The sequence below is a fragment of the Paenibacillus lactis genome (genome assembly GCF_017873605.1).
Classification (GTDB): Bacteria; Bacillota; Bacilli; order Paenibacillales; family Paenibacillaceae; genus Paenibacillus_AQ; species Paenibacillus_AQ lactis.
Genome location: NZ_JAGGKI010000002.1, coordinates 543,249 through 562,393 on the forward strand (window position 1 = coordinate 543,249; position 19,145 = coordinate 562,393).

Genomic DNA, 19,145 nt, shown 5'->3' on the forward strand with positions numbered 1-19,145 from the left:
TTTCCGGAGGAAGCCCCACCCACTCAAGGTGTGTTGTACATTCCAAATTATAGCATACAAGCTCCGTTGTTCGGGGCTTTTTTCTTTCGCCTTTACATCAGTAAAATCCTATTAAAATTGACCCGCTTTTTCAGAATTTCTCGGAGTTCTCCTCAATCCAACCATCCCTTGCTACGTGCGATATCGATTGCCTCGATCCGTGTATTCGCCCCGAGCTTCCCAATCGCCTCTGACATATAGTTACGTACCGTTCCATAGGATAGAAACAGCTGTGCTCCAATATCTTGAAGAACTAAGCCTTGGGCAGCCAACTTCATGACTTCACGCTCCCTGGGTGATAATGGACATGGATCATCCCATACCGCGAGCGACAATTCTGAATTGATGACGCGTTTCCCATCATAGACCCGACGAATCGCATCAGCCAGTTCATCGCTGCCCGTATCCTTGAGAAGATAACCATAAACTCCTGCCTGCATGGCCCGCTGGAAATATCCGGGACGCGCGAACGTCGTCAAGATGATGACACGACAACCCAACTTATTTTTTTGAACCCATTCCGCAATATCTAACCCCGTTTTCAGTGGCATCTCAATATCCAGAACAGCTACATCCGGTTCATACTCCTGAATCATGGACATCACTTCTTCCCCATTTTCAGCTTGACCGACGACTTCAATATCATCTTCTAACGAGAGTAACGTTGCCAGTGCTCCCCTTAATAACTTTTGATCTTCTGCCAAAACAATACGAATCATCTAAGCGCTACCTACCTTTTCATTTCGTAATACCCTAGGTATATGTAAGGTGACCTCCGTCCCCTTGCCTGGGGACGAAGACAGCGACATACGACCATCGATCATAACCAACCGCTGCCGTAAACCGGCGAGGCCATTACTGCTAGTATAGAATTGATCCATATCTGCCCCAATACCGTCATCACTTACGGATACACGAACTTCCCCTTCCTGAATGTCGAGAAGAACGCTGCAACTTGTTGCTCGGCTATGACGAACCACATTTGTAATCGTCTCGCGAAAACACATTGCCAAGATCGTCTCCTGCAAGGGTGTTAACGGAAGCGGATTGTTCACTAAAGCGTCTTCCGTCCCTACATTAGAAGGTCTGGGATCTGAAATCGATTGATATTGAAATAAAAGCGGTATGCCCGCTGCTGAACATAACGATACAGCATGCTTATATTCGTCAGCGAGATATGTAACTTTCATCTCCGTAACCAATTCTCGCATTTGTTTCAAGGCTGCGCGTGCCGTTTCTCGTATTTCACGAGCCTCTGCTATCGCTCTCTCGGGTTGACGATTGACCAATTTCTCAACGACCTCACCTTTTAGTGCGATTAATGACAGCGTATGTCCCAATGTATCATGTAATTCACGCGCGATCCGCTGGCGCTCCTCCTGCTGTGCCATTCGTTCAGCCGTTTCTGCCCGCAGCCGCGCAGACTTCTGTTGAAATCGGGTCGAAGTTCGAATAATATACGGCAGAATACAGATGCCAAACATAGGCACCAGCCCTATCCATACTAGGCTGCCCATCCGGTCCAAGTAAGGAACGGCGATAAATCCCATAGCTACCGTAAAAACGATCGTTATAGAGAGTAATATCGGCAGCTTTTGTTTGCTCAGCGGAGCAGCGATCATAAAACCCATAAACGTATACATAGGGTGAAAGACAGCTGCTAAAATTAAAAGTATACCCACCTGAACGATCAATATTGGCGTGGCCCACTTTAAATAAAAGTAGGATTGTCGAAACAATAGAACGAATATGCCTAACAGAACAAAGCCAAGCCACTGTATACTTGATGGCTCATAGAGTAAAAAGTACATGGGTATTATTAAATTTGTTAACAAAATATAAGGGGCGACTCCTTCCGATTTTGGAAAGAGACGCCATTTCTCTCGATTCAATTAAACCGCATCCCGTCGATTGTATATATAGATTGATAGTAGCATAAAGAGGAGTCCGCATCCTGTCAAAATTATGAAATCGATGCTTGCCGGATTTTTTCCGGCGATCATATTCCATGCCCCATTGGCGTAACGGTGAGATGGCAGCCATTCCCCGACCGAGCCCATCCAACTTGGCAAAGTACTAAGCGGCATCCAAAGCCCCCCCACAATGGCAAGCCCCATCTGTAACACATTTCCTATGGCAACGGAGGTATTCGCATTTTTAAGCGTTCCTAACAAGGCACCAAGCGCAAGAAAAGATATGCTCCCAATCCATAACCATAATCCGCATAAAATCCATTGCCCGGCTGTCAATTGTATATCATGAACAAGGCCGGCAGATAAAAAGATAACTACGATGACGATCAAGTGAACAACCATTTGCGATACAATTTTGCTGCCAATCCAGACGGCAGGAGATAGTGGAGTCAGCTTCAACAGGCGCACCCACCCATCTTGATGCTCGAACGAAAGACGGATACCGAATTGAGATACGGCTGTACCGATCAAACTGAAAGCAGTCATCGACATCAATGAAAAGACACCCCAAGTTGTCGATTGGATCGATTGATCTACCCCATTCATACTCGCAAATAAAAAGTAGAAAGCAAGCGGCATCGCAATGGAGAAGAGTAAGAAAAATGGACTGCGGATAATTCGTATACTTTCTGCTTTGGTCTGGGCAACAAACATATGGAACATGGCTATTTTCCTCCTAAAAATGTTTATTATCGTATAATCGTTTATTTATTTGAGCCTGTAAGACTTCGGAATGTATCTTCTAAACTGGCGGATTGTATATCAATATCGGAAATTCCCCATTCAGACTGCATCAGTGTAAATAACAATACATCGGTCTCTTGGGCATAAAGGCGAATCCGCTCGCCGTTGCATTCCGCCTTTTCTACACCAGGTAATGTGAGCCACTCCTGCTGGGCTGGCGCATTTGCCGCCCGAAATGAAACCGTTCTAAGTGCTGTTTGTGCCTTTAAACGTGCCGGAGTCCCTTCCGCAACAACCTGTCCCCTGGCGATGACTGCGATATGATCTGCGACAGCATCAGCTTCATCTAAATGATGTGTAGTTAAGAGCACCGTACGTCCGTCACTTGCCAGTGCTTGAATGGTGTCCCAAAAGCGACCCCGAGCCTCGATATCCATTCCGACGGTTGGTTCATCCAGCAGGAGAAGCTCCGGATTCCCCGCCAAACTCTGGGCGAAAGCTAATCTACGACGTTGACCTCCAGACAGGGAGGATGCGCGTCGTTTCTGATCCGCGTGGAGACCCGAAATGTCTAACAATCGCTCTAGCGACATCGGATTACGATAATAACTGCGGAACAATTGAAGCACTTCTTTCACCGTAAGTCCATCTGCTGCTTTAACATCCTGCAAAAGCGCTCCAACGCGCTGCCGTAATTCTTTTGTTCCAGATGGCATCCCCAAGACCCTGACTTCTCCTGATGTTGGCTTGATCATTCCAAGTATCATGGAAATGGTGGTTGTCTTGCCTGCTCCATTCGGTCCGAGCAATGCTGATATTTGACCTTTCTCAAAAGATAGATTCATATGATCAACGGCGCAGTACTCGCCGAATTTCTTCACTAGATTGATACATTCAATCGCCTTTGTCATTTTGTCCTAACCTCCGCTAATTTCTTCTTTCGTTCCTTGATGTCCTTATTATATTGAGAAAGCGCGAGAACCAATTAGTGTGGGTTGTCACAAGCCGATTATGACAAATGTCAGAAAAAAAGGGGGCAAAAAAAGAAGGACCTCTAAAGGCCCTTCTTATGCATAATGTACATTTGATACTCTTTGAGTGAGGTGTCTTGCTTTGCAAACTTATAGCTAAGAATTTTACACTTTTAATCGAACACAGCAAGATTATTTCGGGAAGTGACTTAGGGCTGTTGATTATTCCTAGGACTTACGTTTTCTCCTAAAAGCTGCGCAGCTTCAATGTTTGGTGATATCGCGGTTTTTTGATCGACTTCGAAAATATCGAGCAGGAACATAAAGATCGGAATCCCGAGAATTAACCCCCAGATCCCCATGAAGTGCTGGGAGAAAATAAGAACAATAAAGGTGTAAAACATCGGCAGCTTCGTTTTATGAGCATACAGCTTCGGATTTAAGAAGTATGTCTCAACTGCATGGATGATCAAAATCATGACAATCGCCCAAATGACGGTTGAGATACCGCCAATCTGGTAACCGATAATACTGATCGGAATGAAGGAAAGAACAACACCGGCTACCGGCACAAGACTTAGTAGAAAAACCATAATCGCTAGAGCGAACAAGTAAGGATAGCCCAAAATCGACAACCCGATCGTCGTTAGAATCGTGTTCAACAAGGCGATCATTAATTGAACCTCGATCACTTTACCAAAGGAGGAGGTGAATTTTTGGCCAAAATATTTAAACTCATTGTAAGCCCAGCTTATTTTGCTTTTGCTCAACTTATCTGTAAAGTCATTGACGGTTTTCTTCTGGATTAAGTAGAAGTAGCTCAATACAATAACAAAAATGATAACCTCCGCCCACTTGCCTAGCTTCAGAATATAATTTAGTGCCTGGCTTCCGTATTGCTCTAATTCCAGCTTACTAAGTGCGGAGGAGACAAGCGCAGCAATTTCATCTGACTGAGGTGTATTTAGAAATCGGATAATGGAAAAATACAAATCAGAAATTTGACTAATGAGCTTCGGAACATAATGGAGAATTCCGTAGACAAGCCCAAATATTAAAGCCGCATACAATACCGTATTAACGACAATAGGCGATATAGGAAACAGCTTAGATATTTTCTTCGTAATATATTGCTCGAGGCGTCCCATGACGAAGGTAACAAGAAACAGCAATAACAGCAAATTGAGCATATCTCTCAAGCTATACAGCAATAAAACGACTAGTAGGAGGAATAGAATTCTTCTTACTATATTGTTAGCAAAAAACTCCCGCAAAAAATTCATTCGCTTCCCTCATTTAACTATATTTTAGTTATCTAATCATTTACGGAGTTCAACTTAGACAGTTCAATTATATATGAAGATTGTTACATTATGAAATGTCGGCACTTAAGCAATAAAACACATGCCATTTCTACTGCCCAAGACACATACAATGACGGCAAATGAATAGGTGGATTTGCATTTGGGTAGAGGGGGCTGTCCCCTCCCCAAGTAATAAGAAAGCAAACCCTTCTATAAAGAACATGTTGAATTCAGACTGAAGCTAAAAGTGATAACAAGCAAAAAAAGCGACCAATTGCGGTCGCTTTTTACTGTATGCATGGAGGCGAGGGAGGTCGAACCTCTGTCCGAAGATAACGACAACACAAGTTTCTACAGATGTAGTCACAGTTTTAATGTCGGCAAAATTAATGAGCGTGTCACGATTCCTGCATAGACTTCGGTCGGTCGAAACAACAATTCTAGGTCTTTACTCAAGTGTCCCCTTTTTCATTGGGCGATGTCTGTAATTCGCGATAAAGATACGCCAGCACAGCTTTATAAGATTCGGAACAGCGCGTGCGTTATCTTTGAGATAGGACCATGCCGGACGGTTTCCACGTTTCGTATTGCATTCGCTGCAGGAAGCGATCAGGTTGTGGGGAAGATCCGAGCCGCCTTTGCTTGAGGGGATAATATGGTCTACTGTCGTGGCGTGCCCTCCGCACCACAAACAAGTGTGATGATCTCGTTTCAGTGCAGCTTTTCGATAGCCCCGAAATAAGAACGGATTATAAAGCAATTGGATCGTCTGCTCATCAATCCAGACAGCTCGGGATCGCTCAACTTCCCGCCAAGCCCTATGGAGCAAACACGGGGTTAGCTGTTGACCATCCATATTGAGCACCGTTATCAATCGATCCTCTCCATCATGACTATGATTCATCGATTTCACTCCATCTGTAAGACATGCTCTAGCCTATAGTATTAATATAAAACAAAAACACCATCCTCATGCGGATGGTGTTTTTCAAGATGGAGGCGAGGGGAGTCGAACCCCTGTCCGAAGATAACGACAACACAAGTTTCTACGGGTGTAGTTACAGTTTTAAATGTCGGCAGAGCAAACGCCCCGTAACCGGCTTTCGCTATGCCCAGCCTGATTGTCTTCTTCAGCACACCCCAGGCGGAGATGTGACTGCGTATCCCACTAAAGTTGAGCCCTCATCCCGGTACATGGGCGATACAGAGCGAGAGCACGCGTGCAGGTTATTAAGCTGTAATATCCCCTAGAATACATCATCAACTATGGTCTCTAATAACACTTGCAGACCAAGCAGGTATATGATCTATGCAATATATCAGCTTACTTCCTGCGATTTCAGCAACAATCATGGGTTCATTTGTATTATCTATAATAAAAATCTGATCTGCAATGGCTAGTGCAGGCCTTAAATTTTGCAATGACTGGCCTTATCGAAAACGAATATCCTCTTCTGCAATCCAATGTCCACCCTGCTCGACACGAGAGGCCACACGGTCAATATGCATTTGCACATCTTGAAGGCCAATATAGTACATGACGATGTCATACCCGCTTTCTTTAGCAACTTGCATATGCTTTAGAACAAATGTACCTGATAGTGTCGTTTCAATTGCAAAATGCTCCTGTCTTTTTATCAACGATCTGATTCTTTTGACCGCTTCTCTTCCCGCCGAAAGATCGACACTTCTTGGATCATCTGGTTTTAGTTCACGGGCAATCTGATCAGGATCAACCAACTCGCCTAACCATGCTCTCATTTGCATACTCAGCGTGCTTTTTCCGGCCCCATTTGTTCCGGCAAAAACCGTCATAACTGGTTTTTGCTTATTCATGATATTCGAACTCATGTCGTTTTCCGGTTGCATCATAAATGATTTCGAACTTATTTCCGTTAGCATCCTCACGAACTCGTTTATTATCCTTGATATAGTAAATGGATGCCCCTGACTCCTTGGCTTGCTTGCGTGCATGTTGATTTGCTTTTTTCAGAATTTCTTGGAGCTGCTCTCGATTGGCAACCATCCTGAGTCCCCTCCAGTTTTCTAATTACTTATCATAAACAGAAGAGCCACCAACCAGATCACTGGCTGATGGCTCTATCATTGTTATGTATGGAGGCGAGGGGAGTCGAACCCCTGTCCGAAGATAACGACAACACAAGTTTCTACGGGTGTAGTTACAGTTTTAATGTCGGCAAAGCAAACGCCCCGTAACCGGCTTTCGCTATGCCCAGCCTGATTGTCTTCTTCAGCACACCCCAGGCGGAGATGTGACAGCGTATCCCACTAAAGTTGAGCCCTCATCCCGGTACATGGGCGATACAGAGCGAGAGCACGCGTGCAGGTTATTAAGCTGCTACAGCGTAAGAAGTTTGTTGTTTGCCAGTTATTATGGCTTTAGCGTTGATGAAGTGGACGCGTCCCCACTACCCGCTACTCATGCCCGAACTATCCCCGTCGAATCCAAAGAACGCCCCCTTATGTGGAGAAATGCCGATGCGCTAAGCACCTGACGTTTCCGCCAAAAAGGGTACCTGGATTAGATCTAAAGATGATTCAGCCACAGTAGTCAATCAAACGTTCGCATTCCTTCCCTCCAAAGAAAGAATGCCGTCTACTGCATGCTGTTGTCAAAGAGTCAATCTTGCCTTACATCAAATAGTATATCACAAACTGCATCAAAATGATATATATAATGCAGGTAACACAGCTAAAACATGCCACTCAAAAAGCCAACTTGCTTCATCAACGCACAATCTTCTGCTTCTCCCGCAGTGCCCGCTGGATATCGCGCTGCGCGTCCTTCTTGGCAGCATCCGCACGCTTGTCGTACTGCTTCTTACCTTTGCCGAGGCCCAGCAGCAGCTTGGCATAACCGTTGCGGATATAGATTTTAAGCGGAACGATCGTATATCCCTCCTGCTTGGATTGCCCTAGCAGCTTGCGGATCTGTTCCTTGTGCAGCAGCAGCTTCCGCGCACGCGTCGGGTCGGACGGATTGCTCCGGTTCCCTTGCTCAAACGGGCTGATGTGCATATTGTGAATGTGGATCTCGCCATTGCGAATTGTCGCAAACGCGTCGCCAATATTGGCACGGCCGTTACGGATCGACTTGATCTCGGTCCCGGTCAGAACCATCCCCGCTTCGTACGTATCTTCTATGAAGTAATCATGGGAAGCTTTCTTGTTCTGGGCCAGAACCTTCCCGTCACTCTTCTTACCCATGGTCTCACTCCTTGTCATGAGCAGTAAATGGAAAAAGGACTCCGGCAGACCGCCGAAAATATGCAATCTCACCAGAAGTCCATTGTATCAAACGTAGGCCTGCTTACGCAAGGCGGGGCAAGCGTTCCACTCTGAATATCGAATGGCAAAATCGGCAGCCATGATTCCAAGGCCAAGTGCACCGGGGAGGGACTTCAAGATTAAAAGTATCCCATTCCCCTTCATTACTGTGTTCACAGTGCTGGTCCTAGGGATGCCAAAGCGCTTGCCGTCCGCCCCAGCCCTACTTTTTCTTCTTCCTCACAAAAGCGGCTGTGCCGTTCCCGCCTTTGCTCTTCCGCTTGCGCCGTCCGCCGCCGCTTGCGGCATCGCCCTCAGCGCCGGCTGGCCCGCTGCCCGGCGTCGGTCCTTCGCCGATGAAGATGCCGCTGCGCGACGTCTTCTTCCGGCGGCCCTTGCCGCCTCCGCCGCCCGAGCGGGCGTTGCGGTCAAAGCCAAGGGCCCCGCCGCCGGCGGAGCTGTAGCCGCCCTTGCCGGAGCCGAACGCGAAGCTGCGCGTCTCCGTGCCTTCGGCGGCGGCCTCTCCGCCGCCGCGCTTCCCGCCGGCACGGCCGCCCTGGCCGCCGGCGCTGCCCTCGCGGCGCCCTGCCGGCGCGCCGCCTTCTGCCGCGGCGCTGCGCTTGCCGCGGCCCTTGCCCCCGCGGGCTGCGCCATCGCGGGCGCCAAACCCGCGGCCACCGGCTCCGCCGCGGTCGCCGCCGCCAGTACCGCCGCCGCGGCCTTGCCGGCGCGGCTTCATATCCACCATCTCAAAATCGATGGTGTGCTCATCCATATTCACCTTCGCCACGCGCACCTTGACGTCATCGCCAATGCGGAACACCTTCGATGTCCGCTCCCCGATCAGCGCCATGTGGCCTTCGTCGAAGTGGTAATAATCGTCGGTCAGCGCGCTGAGCCGAATCAGGCCTTCCACCGTATTCTCCAGCTCGATGAACATACCGAAGCTGGTCACGCTGCTGATAATGCCCTCGAATTCTTCGCCGACCTTATCCAGCATGAACTCGGCCTTCTTCAGGGCCTCGGTGTCACGTTCGGCATCAACGGCGACGCGCTCGCGCTCCGAGGATTGCTGAGCAATGTCCGCCATGCGGGCCGCGAGCTGCTCATGCCGCTGCTCGCTCAGCGTTCCGCCGCTCTCCAGCACCTCCCGGATCACCCGGTGAATGACCAGGTCCGGGTAACGGCGAATCGGTGAAGTGAAGTGGGAATAGTACTCGGCCGCCAGACCAAAATGACCTGTACTCTCCGCATCGTACTTCGCCTGCTTCATCGAACGGAGCATCATCGTGCTGAGCACCGTCTGCTCTTTCGTGCCGTGGATGTCGTCCAGCAGGCTTTGCAGGGCACGCGGATGAATCTGATTGCCGCGCCCTTTCACATGGTGGCCGAAATTCGCGGCAAACGCCATGAAGTTCTGCAGCTTCTCCGGATCCGGGTCCTCGTGGATTCGGTAGATGAATGGCACCTTCAGCCAGTGGAAATGCTCAGCCACCGTTTCGTTGGCGGCCAGCATGAATTCCTCGATGATCTGCTCCGCGATGGAACGCTCCCGTTTGACGATATCGATCGGCTTGCCGTTTTCATCGACAATGACCTTCGACTCCACAAAATCAAAATCGACCGCGCCCCGCCGCATCCGGCGGTTCCGCAGCTTCAGCGCCAGCTCCTGCATCAGGCGGAAATCCTCCACCAGATCGCTGTAACGCTTGATCAGCTCCGGATCCTCGTCGACCAGAATTTTACGCACATTGTTGTACGTCATCCGTTCCTTCGTCCGAATCACGCTTGTGAAAATATCGTGCTTCACGACCTTCATCTGCTCATTGAATTCCATGACGCAGGACATCGTGAGACGGTCCACCTGCGGATTCAAGCTGCAAATGCCGTTGGACAAGCGGTGCGGCAGCATCGGAATGACCCGGTCTACCAGGTAGACGCTGCACCCGCGGTTGTACGCTTCCTTGTCCAGCTCGGAATGCTCACGCACGTAGTAGCTCACGTCGGCAATATGCACGCCCAGACGGTAATGGCCATTCGGCAGGCGCTCCACGTTGACCGCGTCGTCCAAGTCCTTGGCATCCTCACCGTCAATCGTGACGATATTTAAGCCGCGAAGATCCCGCCGGCCCTGCTGGACGATCTCTTCTTCCGTAATGGAATCCGGCGCAGCATCCGCCTCGGCCAGCACCTCTTCCGGAAAGCCTTCCGGCAGCTGATGCTTACGGATAATCGACAGGATGTCGACGCCCGGATCGTCCTTGTGGCCCAAAATCTCCACAACCTCGCCCTCGGCCGCCGCCCGTCCCTCCGGATAGCTCACCAGCTTGACGACGACCTTCACGCCGTCCACGGCGCCGTTCATCGCATGCTTCGGTATAAAAATATCCCGGTTAATCCGCTTATCATCCGGCAGCACGAAGCCGTATGCCTCGTGATTTTGGAAGACGCCCACCACTTGGGTGACGGCGCGGGTGACGATGCGGACAACCTCGCCTTCCATTTTGCCGCCCTCGCTATGCTGCGAGCTAATGCGAACCAGCACCGTATCGCCGTTCATGGCGCTCTTCAGGTCGTTCGCATGAATGTACACATCGGGATGCTCCCGATCATCCGGAATCAGAAAAGCAAAACCCTTCGGATGCGCCTGCAGTCGCCCGCGCAGCAAAGACATCCGCTCCGGCACGCCGTAACGCTGGGTGCTGGTCAGAATGATTTTTCCGGACTGCTCCAGATCGTTCAACAGCTTTAAAAACTCCCTGAAATCATGAGCATCCTCAATCGCAAAATGCTGCTCCAATTCCTGGTACGTCATCGGTTTGTATGCAGTTTCCCGCATAAAATCGAGTAAAATTTGTTCCGTTATCATGATTATCACCTCGGGGAACCTGCGAATTCATTCGTTCCTCTATCCATTCTTTACCTACATATACACATACCCTAGTATACACGAATTTAATCCGCGGTATCCTTCGAAATCCCCCCAAAGATCACCATTCGCCCAAGGCATATAAAAAGCCCCCGCTCTTCCAGAGTGAAAAGCGAGGGCCGTATTATTATTTCAACATCGCAACAACAATCGCCAAGATCATGAATCCTGCCGCCAAACCAACGGTAATGCGCTGCAGCACGAGATCCATACCGCGAGCCTTCGTTTTGCCAAACAGATGTTCCGCACCGCCGGAGATGGCACCGGCAAGACCTGCACTTTTCCCTTTCTGGAGAAGAACAACCGTAATCAACCCGATGGAGAAAATGACGAGCAGCACTTCGAACAATACAACCATGACTTCCACCTCCTACGCGTATGTAAACATCAGATTTATAATCAAATATAATGTTCAAATTCTGATGAAAAACAGCATTATTATTGTACCATAGCTTATTCTGACTGACAAGGCATTACCAACCGTCTCTGGTGATCTGATCTAATGTTTGGATTCAAGAGACTCAAGTGATTTAAAAGAGAAGGCAGAATTCCAAGAACGCAACAAATTCATGAGAACGTTTCGACAGACACAAGATTCGTAGGATTCCCTGATTCGAAGTTTGTGAGCGATAATACGTGAATACGAGAAATTCAACGTTGAGAAACGTTTATCTAACTATGTATCGCAACAAAGCCTATAGAGCTTACCTGGTTTCAACAAAAAACGGCCTGCCCTCTCCACCCTTAGGAGACGACAGACCGCTTTTTATTCCGTCTTGCTTCATTTCACCCGGAATGATCCGGTGCTTATGGCAACCAGTTCTCCCTTTGCATCCGTAATTTTACATTCCGTCGTGACCGACCGGCGCGTCTGATGAACGATGCTTGCCGTCACCGTGAGAACCCCCTCCCTGGCCGGCATGACAAAATGCACGTTCAGGTTGCTGGTCACGGTCGACTCGCCGGGACGCTCCAGCATGACGGCGATGCCCATAGCATTATCCATCAGCGAGGAGAGGACACCGCCATGCACGATCCCCATCATATTCATGTGATGAGGCTGCACATCCAGGGTGACGACAACCGCTTCCGGGGTAGCGGAAGCCAGCTCACAGCCGAGATATCCCCAGAAGGTGGGCTCGGCCGCCTTGGCCATCGCCTCCATGTAGGCCTCCCGGTCAAATGTCGGCTGTTCGGCCTTCGGATCCTGGCTCGTATCGGCTTTATGCATAAGGCCGCCTCCTTGTATCGAATTTATTACACGGCATACTTACAATATTCAACGTTTAGGGTACCCCATCTTCCGATTTTCAACGTTACCTAATCCTAGTTATTGATGATAACTTCTTAAAAATCGGCGGAAAATCGCCGACGACATGCTGGGAGTGACCTCAGTGGGTCATCCAAAGGGCATGGCTGGTCGCCCGAGCGTCGACGCTAAGCATCGTGCAGCAGTCATCCTTACACAGCGCCGGGAGAGGCACGCGGTAAGAGGAGAAGCTACGTCTTGTCGACCGATGCATGCCCACAGTGCCTGCACCTAACTTCTCCATCCTATGCATCAGCCCGTCGGTCTGCCTTCCTCCTCTTCCTCCAGCAGCTTGCGGCGAAGCACCTTTCCGACCATCGTCTTCGGTAAAGCGTCACGGAATACGAACTGCCGCGGCACCTTATAAGCGGCAAGCTGGCTGCGGCAAAACTTTTCCAATCCCGAAGGATCGGGAGCAGCTCCATCTTTTAGCACGATGTAGGCTTTGACCGTCTCGCCGCGGTAATCGTCCTTGGTGCCGACCACTACGGCTTCCTTGACGGAAGGATGCTCATACAGCACTTCTTCGATCTCCCTCGGGTATATATTGTAACCGCTTGCAATTATCATATCCTTCTTCCGGTCGATGATCGTAAAATATCCTTCCTCGTCCATCGTTGCCATATCGCCGGTAAACAGCCAGCCATTGCGGATCGTATCAAAGGTCTCCTCCGGCCGGTTCCAATAGCCTTTCATGACCTGAGGGCCCTTCACAATAAGCTCGCCTGGCTCGCCGACCGGCATCTCCTCGCCTGTCTCCGGGTTGACCACTTTTGCCTCCGTATCGGGAACAGGGATACCGATCGTCCCGATCTTGCGTCTTCCCCAGATCGGATTCGCGTGGGTCACCGGCGAGGCTTCCGTCAATCCGTAGCCCTCGATCAGCCGTCCCTTCGTCAGCTCCTCGAACTTATCCTGCACCTCGACCGGGAGCGCGGCGGAGCCGCTGATGCAAGCATTAATGGAAGACAAGTCGTATTCCTGAATCCGCGGGTGATTGATGAGAGCAATATACATGGTCGGCGCCCCGGGGAAGAGCGTCGGCTTTACTTTTTTGATCAAATCCAGAATCATCGCCACTTCGAATTTAGGGACCAGAATCAGCATACCGGCACGGTACACCGCCTGATTCAGCAGCACCGTCAGCCCGAATACGTGAAAACACGGCAGCGCGGCCATATACCGCTCCTTCCCGTCTTCAACCTGGTAACACCAGTTCGCGGACTGGACCGTATTGGCCACCAAATTCAGATGCGTCAGCATGACGCCCTTGGGCGTCCCCGTCGTGCCGCCGGTATACTGCAGCAGTGCCAAATCCCTTTCCGCATCCACGCTTTCGCAGATTGGATCGTTAGGCGATGCGGCCAGCAGCTGTTTAAATGCATGCACCCGGCTGCCATAATGGACGACCGGGAGAGGGCCTGCCTGCTTCGCTTTGATCGGATAGAGCAGATTCTTCGGGAACGGTAGATAGTCCTTCACCGACGTTACGATGATATGCTCAAGCTTCGTCTCCTCTATTACCTTCTCCACCCGGGAGACGAACATATCCATCGTTATGATGATTTTGGCACCGGAGTCCTTCATCTGATACGCGATTTCCCGCTCCATATAGAGCGGATTGGTCATGACGCACACCGCTCCAGCGAGCAGCGCGCCATAATACGAGATGACGACCTGCGGACAATTGGGCAGCATGATCGCCACCCGGTCTCCCTTCTTCACGCCCTTGCTGCGGAGCGCATTTGCCATGCGGTAGGCGGAGTCCAGCAAGCTTTGGTAGGTGATCATTTTCCCCATAAAATACATCGCCGGCTTCCAGGGATATTTCTGTGCCGACGTCACGAGAAACAACGCCAAATTCTGTTTCGGATAATCAAAAGCGGGGGCTACTTCCGGCGGATAAAACTGCAGCCAAGGCTTTGTATCCATACAAAACCAACCCTTTCCTAAGGAATGCTTCTTCCTTTCCTACTCCAAGAAAAAACCTGTCTCTTTTGATAAGCTCCAAAAAAATCCGGTATAGATCACCCCCGCACATCCCGGGAGGAACGGTTTAGATCGTGCGCTTGCTTGGAGTTGCCCGCTGTCTTAGAATGTCCGCGTGCTCTGAATGTCTGGACATCGGTTTGCCCGGATTTATCGAACCGCTTTGGTCCGGTCTCCGAGTCGTACGCCCTTTGGCTGTTCGCACGACTTGACTCCTCCCTGCGTTTATACGAGGCGGGAACCCTATGAACTCGTTCACAGGGTTCTCCGTTATCCGCAAACTGCGCAATGAGCTTCAGGGCGATCCGCCGGAAGATTTGGATACCTTGTTAATATGCCGGCAGCAGTATGGGCGCAACGTTACTTACACCGTATACCGCTCGTTTTTGACGACGCGGGCCGCAATGCTGCGCTTCAGCGCTACCGTATCGACCGGGCTGGTGCGGGTCAGCTTTTTCAATACCGACAGCTGCATGCGCAGCATATCGCCGGTTTCCACCGAGGCCAGCGTTTCTTTGGCGAGCGCCTCGATGCGTTGGAACGCTTCATACGCAAATACCTGCGTCATCTCGATCATGCCGGCCGCTTTCTCTTCCGATGTACGAGCGATATGCTTCTTGGTGCGCAGCAGGGCGCTTTCCAGCGCAAAAATATCAATCATCATGTCCGCCAGATTGGACAATAGCTCCTGTTCCTTCTCGAGCTTGGTCCCGAATTTTTGAACCGCGAGGCCGCCGGCGAGCAGGAAAATCTTTTTGCTCATGTCCAGGAAGTGGGCTTCCTGCTCCAGCGTACCCTCGAACGTTTGGCCTGGAACGATCTGCAGCAGTTCATTTTGCAGGCCTTGAGCTTTTTGCAGCAGCGCGATTTCGCCCTTCATGGCTTTTTTCACGAGTGTTCCCGGGATGAGCAGGCGGTTAATCTCGTTCGTGCCCTCGAAGATGCGGTTGATGCGGGAATCGCGGTAGATCCGTTCCACCTTGTATTCCTGAATGTACCCGTACCCTCCGTGGATTTGAACCCCCTCGTCCGCTACAAAATCCAGCCCTTCCGAGCAAAATACCTTGTTGATCGAGCACTCGATGGCATAATCCGAGATTGCGGCGGCCGATAAGGCGCCCGCGTCCTCGCTGGCATAATCGATGTCCTGCAGCGCCTCGTCGAGCAGGCCGGCTGTGCGGTACACCATGCTCTCCATCACGAAGGTGGCAATGTTCATCTCGGCCAGCTTTTTGCGCATGAGCGGGAACTGGGAGATCGGGGTGTCGAACTGTTTGCGGGTATTTGCATATTTCGCGCTCAGCTCGATCGTTTCCTTCGCCGCGCCGACCGTACCGGCTGCCAATTTATACCGTCCGATATTCAGGATGTTGAAGGCGATGCGATGGCCTTTGCCGATTTCGCCCAGCAAATTCTCCTTCGGCACCTTCACGTCCTCGAAGAAGAGCGGACGCGTCGAGGAGCCTTTGATGCCCATCTTCTTCTCTTCGGGTCCGAGCGTGAAGCCTTCCATCTCCTTCTCCACGATAAACGCGGTGAAATGCTCGCCGTCGATCTTGGCGTACACGATAAAGATATCCGCAAATCCGGCATTGGTAATATATAACTTCGATCCGTTCAAAATATAATATTCGCCGTCATCGGATAAACGTGCCGTCGTTTTGGCGCCGAGCGCGTCGGAGCCCGACGTCGGCTCGGTCAGGCAGTAGGCCGCGATTTTGGCCCCGGTGGCCAGGTCCGGCAGGTACTTCTTCTTCTGCTCCGCCGTGCCGAAGAACACAATCGGCAGCGTCCCGATGCCGACGTGCGCCCCGAAGGACAGGGCGAAGGACGAGCCCTTGGCCAACGCTTCGCTGATGATCGTGGAGCTCACTTTATCCAGCCCGACGCCGCCGAACGGCTCCGGCACGTCAGCGCCCAGCAGTCCGAGCTCCCCGGACTTGCGCAGCAAATCCACGGTCAGCTCGTAATTGAGCTTCTCCAGCTCCTCGTCATGCGGCACCACTTCACCGTCGATGAAGTCCCGGACCGTGTCGCCGATCATTTTATGCTCCTCGGTGAAATCCTCCGGGGTCAGGATGCGCTGCACGTCCAGGTTATCGATAATATAGCTGCCGCCTTTGATTTTCGGTTCTTTCGTTTGGTTGTCGCTCATGGTTATGGCTCCTTTCTGGAATGGGATTAGTGATTGTGGTGGTGCGTCTGCTGCGATGATTAGGTCTGCTTGCTTAGATAGCGTCGCTTCGATGACTACTGTGAATGCTGCTTGGTGTCCGCTGCGATGGCGGATTGCACTTCCTGGTGTTCTGCTTCGATGACTAGTGCGGGGGCTGCTGCGATGTACTTCCATGGATAGCGTCGCTTCGGTGACTACTGTGAATGCTGCTTGGTGTCCGCTGCGATGGCGGATTGCACTTCCGATCACTGTTAATTTCAGATTTCCTGAATGACCCTTAGTGCGGTCGAAATCTGAAATTAAAGGCGAACACTCCGTTTCTCCAGTCCAATTCCGCCCTCTCCGCTGGGTAGGGCCGCCTCCCCCCCACAATCACTGTTGGTGGGGGGAAGGGCGCGGGTGCCCGGTCCGTGTTCGGAGCGGGCACAGCGCTTGTTGGCTGTGATCTGCTTCGATGACTGGTGCGGGTGCTGCTTCGATGTACCTCCTTAGATAGCGTCGCTTCGATGACTGGTGCGGGTAATGGCCGGGTGTCCGCTCCGATGGCGGATTGTATTTCCGATCGCTGTTAATTTCAGATTTCCTGAATGACCCTTAGTGCGGTCGAAATCTGAAATTAAAGGCGAACACTCCGTTTCTCCAGTCCAATTCCGCCCTCTCCGCTGGGTAGCCGCCTCCCCCACAATCACTGTTGGTGGGGGGAAGGGCGCGTGTGCCCGGTCCGTGTTCGGAGCGGGCACAGCGCTTGTTGGCTGTGTTTATGCTTCGAAGACTGTACGGGTGCTGCTGCGATGTATTGGATGGCGTCGCTTCGATGACTGGTGCGGGTAATGGCCGGGTGTCCGCTCCGATGACGGATTGTACTTACGATCGCTGTTAATTTCAGATTTCCTGAATGCCCCTTAGTGCGGTCGAAATCTGAAATTAAAGGCGAACACTTCGTTTCTCCAGTCCAATTCCGCCCTCTCCGCTGGATAGGACCGCCTCCCCCCTCAATCACTGTTGGTGGGGGGAAGGCGCGGGTGCCCGGTCCGTGTTCGGAGCGGGCACAGCGCTTGTTGGCTGTGAAGGTGCCTGCTCCGATGTAGTGAATAGCTACCTCACGCCCCGGCTGCATGCACCTCGAACACCCCCGCGGCGCCCATACCGCCGCCGATGCACATGCTCACGACGCCGTAGCCGCCGCCTCGCCGGGCCAGCTCGGACACAAGGCTGACCGTCAGCTTCGCTCCGGTGCAGCCGAGCGGGTGACCAAGGGCGATGGCTCCGCCATTGACATTGACTTTGCTCTCGTCAATGTCCAAGGCGCGGATGATGTGGAGACATTGCGAAGCGAACGCTTCGTTAATCTCGAACACATCCACCTCACCCAGCCCGATGCCCGCCATCCGAAGAGCCTTCGGAATGGCCTCCACCGGGCCCACGCCCATAATTTCGGGCTCCACGCCCGCCAACGCGAAGGACCTGAAGGTCGCGAGCGGCTTAAGGCCGAGCGCTTCCGCCTTCTCGCGGCTCATGACCGCGACCGCCGCCGCGCCGTCGCTGGTCTGTGAGGCGTTCCCGGCGGTTACGGTCCCGCCGAGAGCAAAGGCAGGCCGCAATTTCGCCAGTACCTCCGGCGATGTGTCGGGACGTACGCCTTCATCCATATCGAAGGTGAAGGACTTGCTGCGCACCTTGCCCGACTCGTCTGCGGCAGCCAAGGACACGTTCACCGGCACGATCTCGTCCCGGAACTTCCCTTCCGCAATGGCAGCCGCTGCCTTGCGGTGACTGCTGGCCGCGAAGGCATCCTGCGCTTCGCGGGTAATGCCGAACCGGCGGGCGACCTCTTCCGCCGTATGCCCCATGCCGATGTACACCTCCGGCATCTCATCAACGATCGTCGGATGCGGAGCCGGCTTGAAGCCGGTCATCGGCACATGGCTCATGCTCTCGACGCCGCCAGCGATAATCACGTCGGCGTAACCGAGCATAATCCGTTCCGCTGCAAAGGCGATTGCCTGCAGGCCGGAGGAGCAGAACCGGTTCACCGTCAGGGCGGGAACCGTGACCGGATATCCCGCATACAACGAGATGATCCGGGCGACGTTCAATCCCTGCTCGCCTTCCGGCATCGCACACCCGAGGATGATGTCTTCAACATCCTCCTTCTTAAGGCCCGGCGCACGAGCTATGACGGCTTCCAGCACCGCCTTCCCCAGGTCCTCCACGCGCGTCTGGGCCAAACTCCCTTTCTTCGCTTTCCCCACCGGAGTTCGGGCAAGCGATACGATGACTGCTTCTCTCATGCCATCTTCACCTCGTCACCTTGAATTGGTTGGATATAATAGGACAACTTCTAACTTCATTAGCTAATCGGATTTGCCGACTATAATTCAATCAGGACCTAAGGCACTGCTGGAAATCGAAAGGTTCGATGAACGTATAAGACCTATTTGCAAGCAGCAACAGCATTTGATGAATGGTGAATCACAGAGGAA

16 protein-coding genes and 2 other RNA genes are annotated in these 19,145 nt (G+C 51.7%); all 18 read right to left on the reverse strand.

Annotated features, from left to right (window positions below):
* Positions 1 to 152 precede the first annotated feature (152 nt).
* Positions 153 to 758 (reverse strand): response regulator transcription factor, encoded by a 606-nt coding sequence (locus J2Z18_RS05295; RefSeq protein WP_210094316.1) that lies wholly within the window; start codon positions 756 to 758, stop codon positions 153 to 155.
* Positions 759 to 1,931: a sensor histidine kinase gene (locus J2Z18_RS05300; protein ID WP_210094317.1), complete on the reverse strand. Its 1,173-nt coding sequence runs from the start codon at positions 1,929 to 1,931 to the stop codon at positions 759 to 761.
* Positions 1,932 to 2,675, reverse strand: coding sequence for an ABC transporter permease (locus tag J2Z18_RS05305; RefSeq protein WP_007132688.1), 744 nt, complete (start codon positions 2,673 to 2,675; stop codon positions 1,932 to 1,934).
* Positions 2,676 to 2,716: 41 nt separating this feature from the next.
* Entirely contained in the window at positions 2,717 to 3,607 is an 891-nt protein-coding gene (locus J2Z18_RS05310; RefSeq protein ID WP_210094318.1) for an ABC transporter ATP-binding protein, read from the reverse strand.
* A gap of 269 nt (positions 3,608 to 3,876) precedes the next feature.
* Positions 3,877 to 4,950, reverse strand: coding sequence for an AI-2E family transporter (locus tag J2Z18_RS05315; protein ID WP_007132690.1), 1,074 nt, complete (start codon positions 4,948 to 4,950; stop codon positions 3,877 to 3,879).
* Between the two features lie 469 nt (positions 4,951 to 5,419).
* Positions 5,420 to 5,875 carry an HNH endonuclease gene (locus J2Z18_RS05320; protein WP_210094319.1) on the reverse strand — a complete coding sequence of 152 codons (456 nt, stop codon included), beginning with the start codon at positions 5,873 to 5,875 and terminating at the stop codon, positions 5,420 to 5,422.
* 98 nt (positions 5,876 to 5,973) lie between these two features.
* Positions 5,974 to 6,246: a transfer-messenger RNA gene (gene ssrA, locus J2Z18_RS31105) on the reverse strand.
* Positions 6,247 to 6,402: 156 nt separating this feature from the next.
* A complete protein-coding gene (locus tag J2Z18_RS05330) occupies positions 6,403 to 6,807 on the reverse strand; it encodes an ATPase (protein WP_210094320.1) in 405 nt (134 codons plus the stop codon).
* On the reverse strand, positions 6,800 to 6,997 hold the full coding sequence (locus J2Z18_RS05335) for a hypothetical protein (protein ID WP_210094321.1): 198 nt from the start codon (positions 6,995 to 6,997) through the stop codon (positions 6,800 to 6,802). The genes J2Z18_RS05330 and J2Z18_RS05335 overlap by 8 nt, the downstream gene beginning before the upstream one ends.
* 87 nt (positions 6,998 to 7,084) lie before the next feature.
* Positions 7,085 to 7,452, reverse strand: a transfer-messenger RNA (tmRNA) gene (gene ssrA / locus J2Z18_RS05340).
* 267 nt (positions 7,453 to 7,719) lie between these two features.
* The gene (smpB, locus tag J2Z18_RS05345) at positions 7,720 to 8,199 is read right to left on the reverse strand and encodes an SsrA-binding protein SmpB (RefSeq protein ID WP_007132695.1); all 480 of its coding nucleotides are present in this window, start codon (positions 8,197 to 8,199) and stop codon (positions 7,720 to 7,722) included.
* 283 nt (positions 8,200 to 8,482) lie between these two features.
* On the reverse strand, positions 8,483 to 11,128 hold the full coding sequence (rnr, locus tag J2Z18_RS05350; RefSeq protein WP_210094322.1) for a ribonuclease R: 2,646 nt from the start codon (positions 11,126 to 11,128) through the stop codon (positions 8,483 to 8,485).
* 187 nt (positions 11,129 to 11,315) lie between these two features.
* Complete coding sequence (secG, locus tag J2Z18_RS05355; RefSeq protein WP_007132909.1) at positions 11,316 to 11,546, reverse strand: preprotein translocase subunit SecG; 231 nt, start codon at positions 11,544 to 11,546, stop codon at positions 11,316 to 11,318.
* A gap of 423 nt (positions 11,547 to 11,969) precedes the next feature.
* Positions 11,970 to 12,419, reverse strand: coding sequence for a PaaI family thioesterase (locus J2Z18_RS05360; RefSeq protein ID WP_028404207.1), 450 nt, complete (start codon positions 12,417 to 12,419; stop codon positions 11,970 to 11,972).
* A 330-nt stretch (positions 12,420 to 12,749) separates the two neighbouring features.
* Positions 12,750 to 14,429 carry a long-chain-fatty-acid--CoA ligase gene (locus J2Z18_RS05365; protein WP_210094323.1) on the reverse strand — a complete coding sequence of 560 codons (1,680 nt, stop codon included), beginning with the start codon at positions 14,427 to 14,429 and terminating at the stop codon, positions 12,750 to 12,752.
* A gap of 124 nt (positions 14,430 to 14,553) precedes the next feature.
* Entirely contained in the window at positions 14,554 to 14,691 is a 138-nt protein-coding gene (locus J2Z18_RS05370) for a hypothetical protein (RefSeq protein ID WP_186332929.1), read from the reverse strand.
* Positions 14,692 to 14,850: 159 nt separating this feature from the next.
* Positions 14,851 to 16,641, reverse strand: a complete 1,791-nt coding sequence (locus J2Z18_RS05375; RefSeq protein WP_007132912.1) for an acyl-CoA dehydrogenase FadE — start codon at positions 16,639 to 16,641, stop codon at positions 14,851 to 14,853.
* A 1,121-nt stretch (positions 16,642 to 17,762) separates the two neighbouring features.
* Positions 17,763 to 18,953, reverse strand: a complete 1,191-nt coding sequence (locus tag J2Z18_RS05380) for an acetyl-CoA C-acyltransferase (RefSeq protein ID WP_210094324.1) — start codon at positions 18,951 to 18,953, stop codon at positions 17,763 to 17,765.
* Between the last annotated feature and the right edge of the window lie 192 nt (positions 18,954 to 19,145).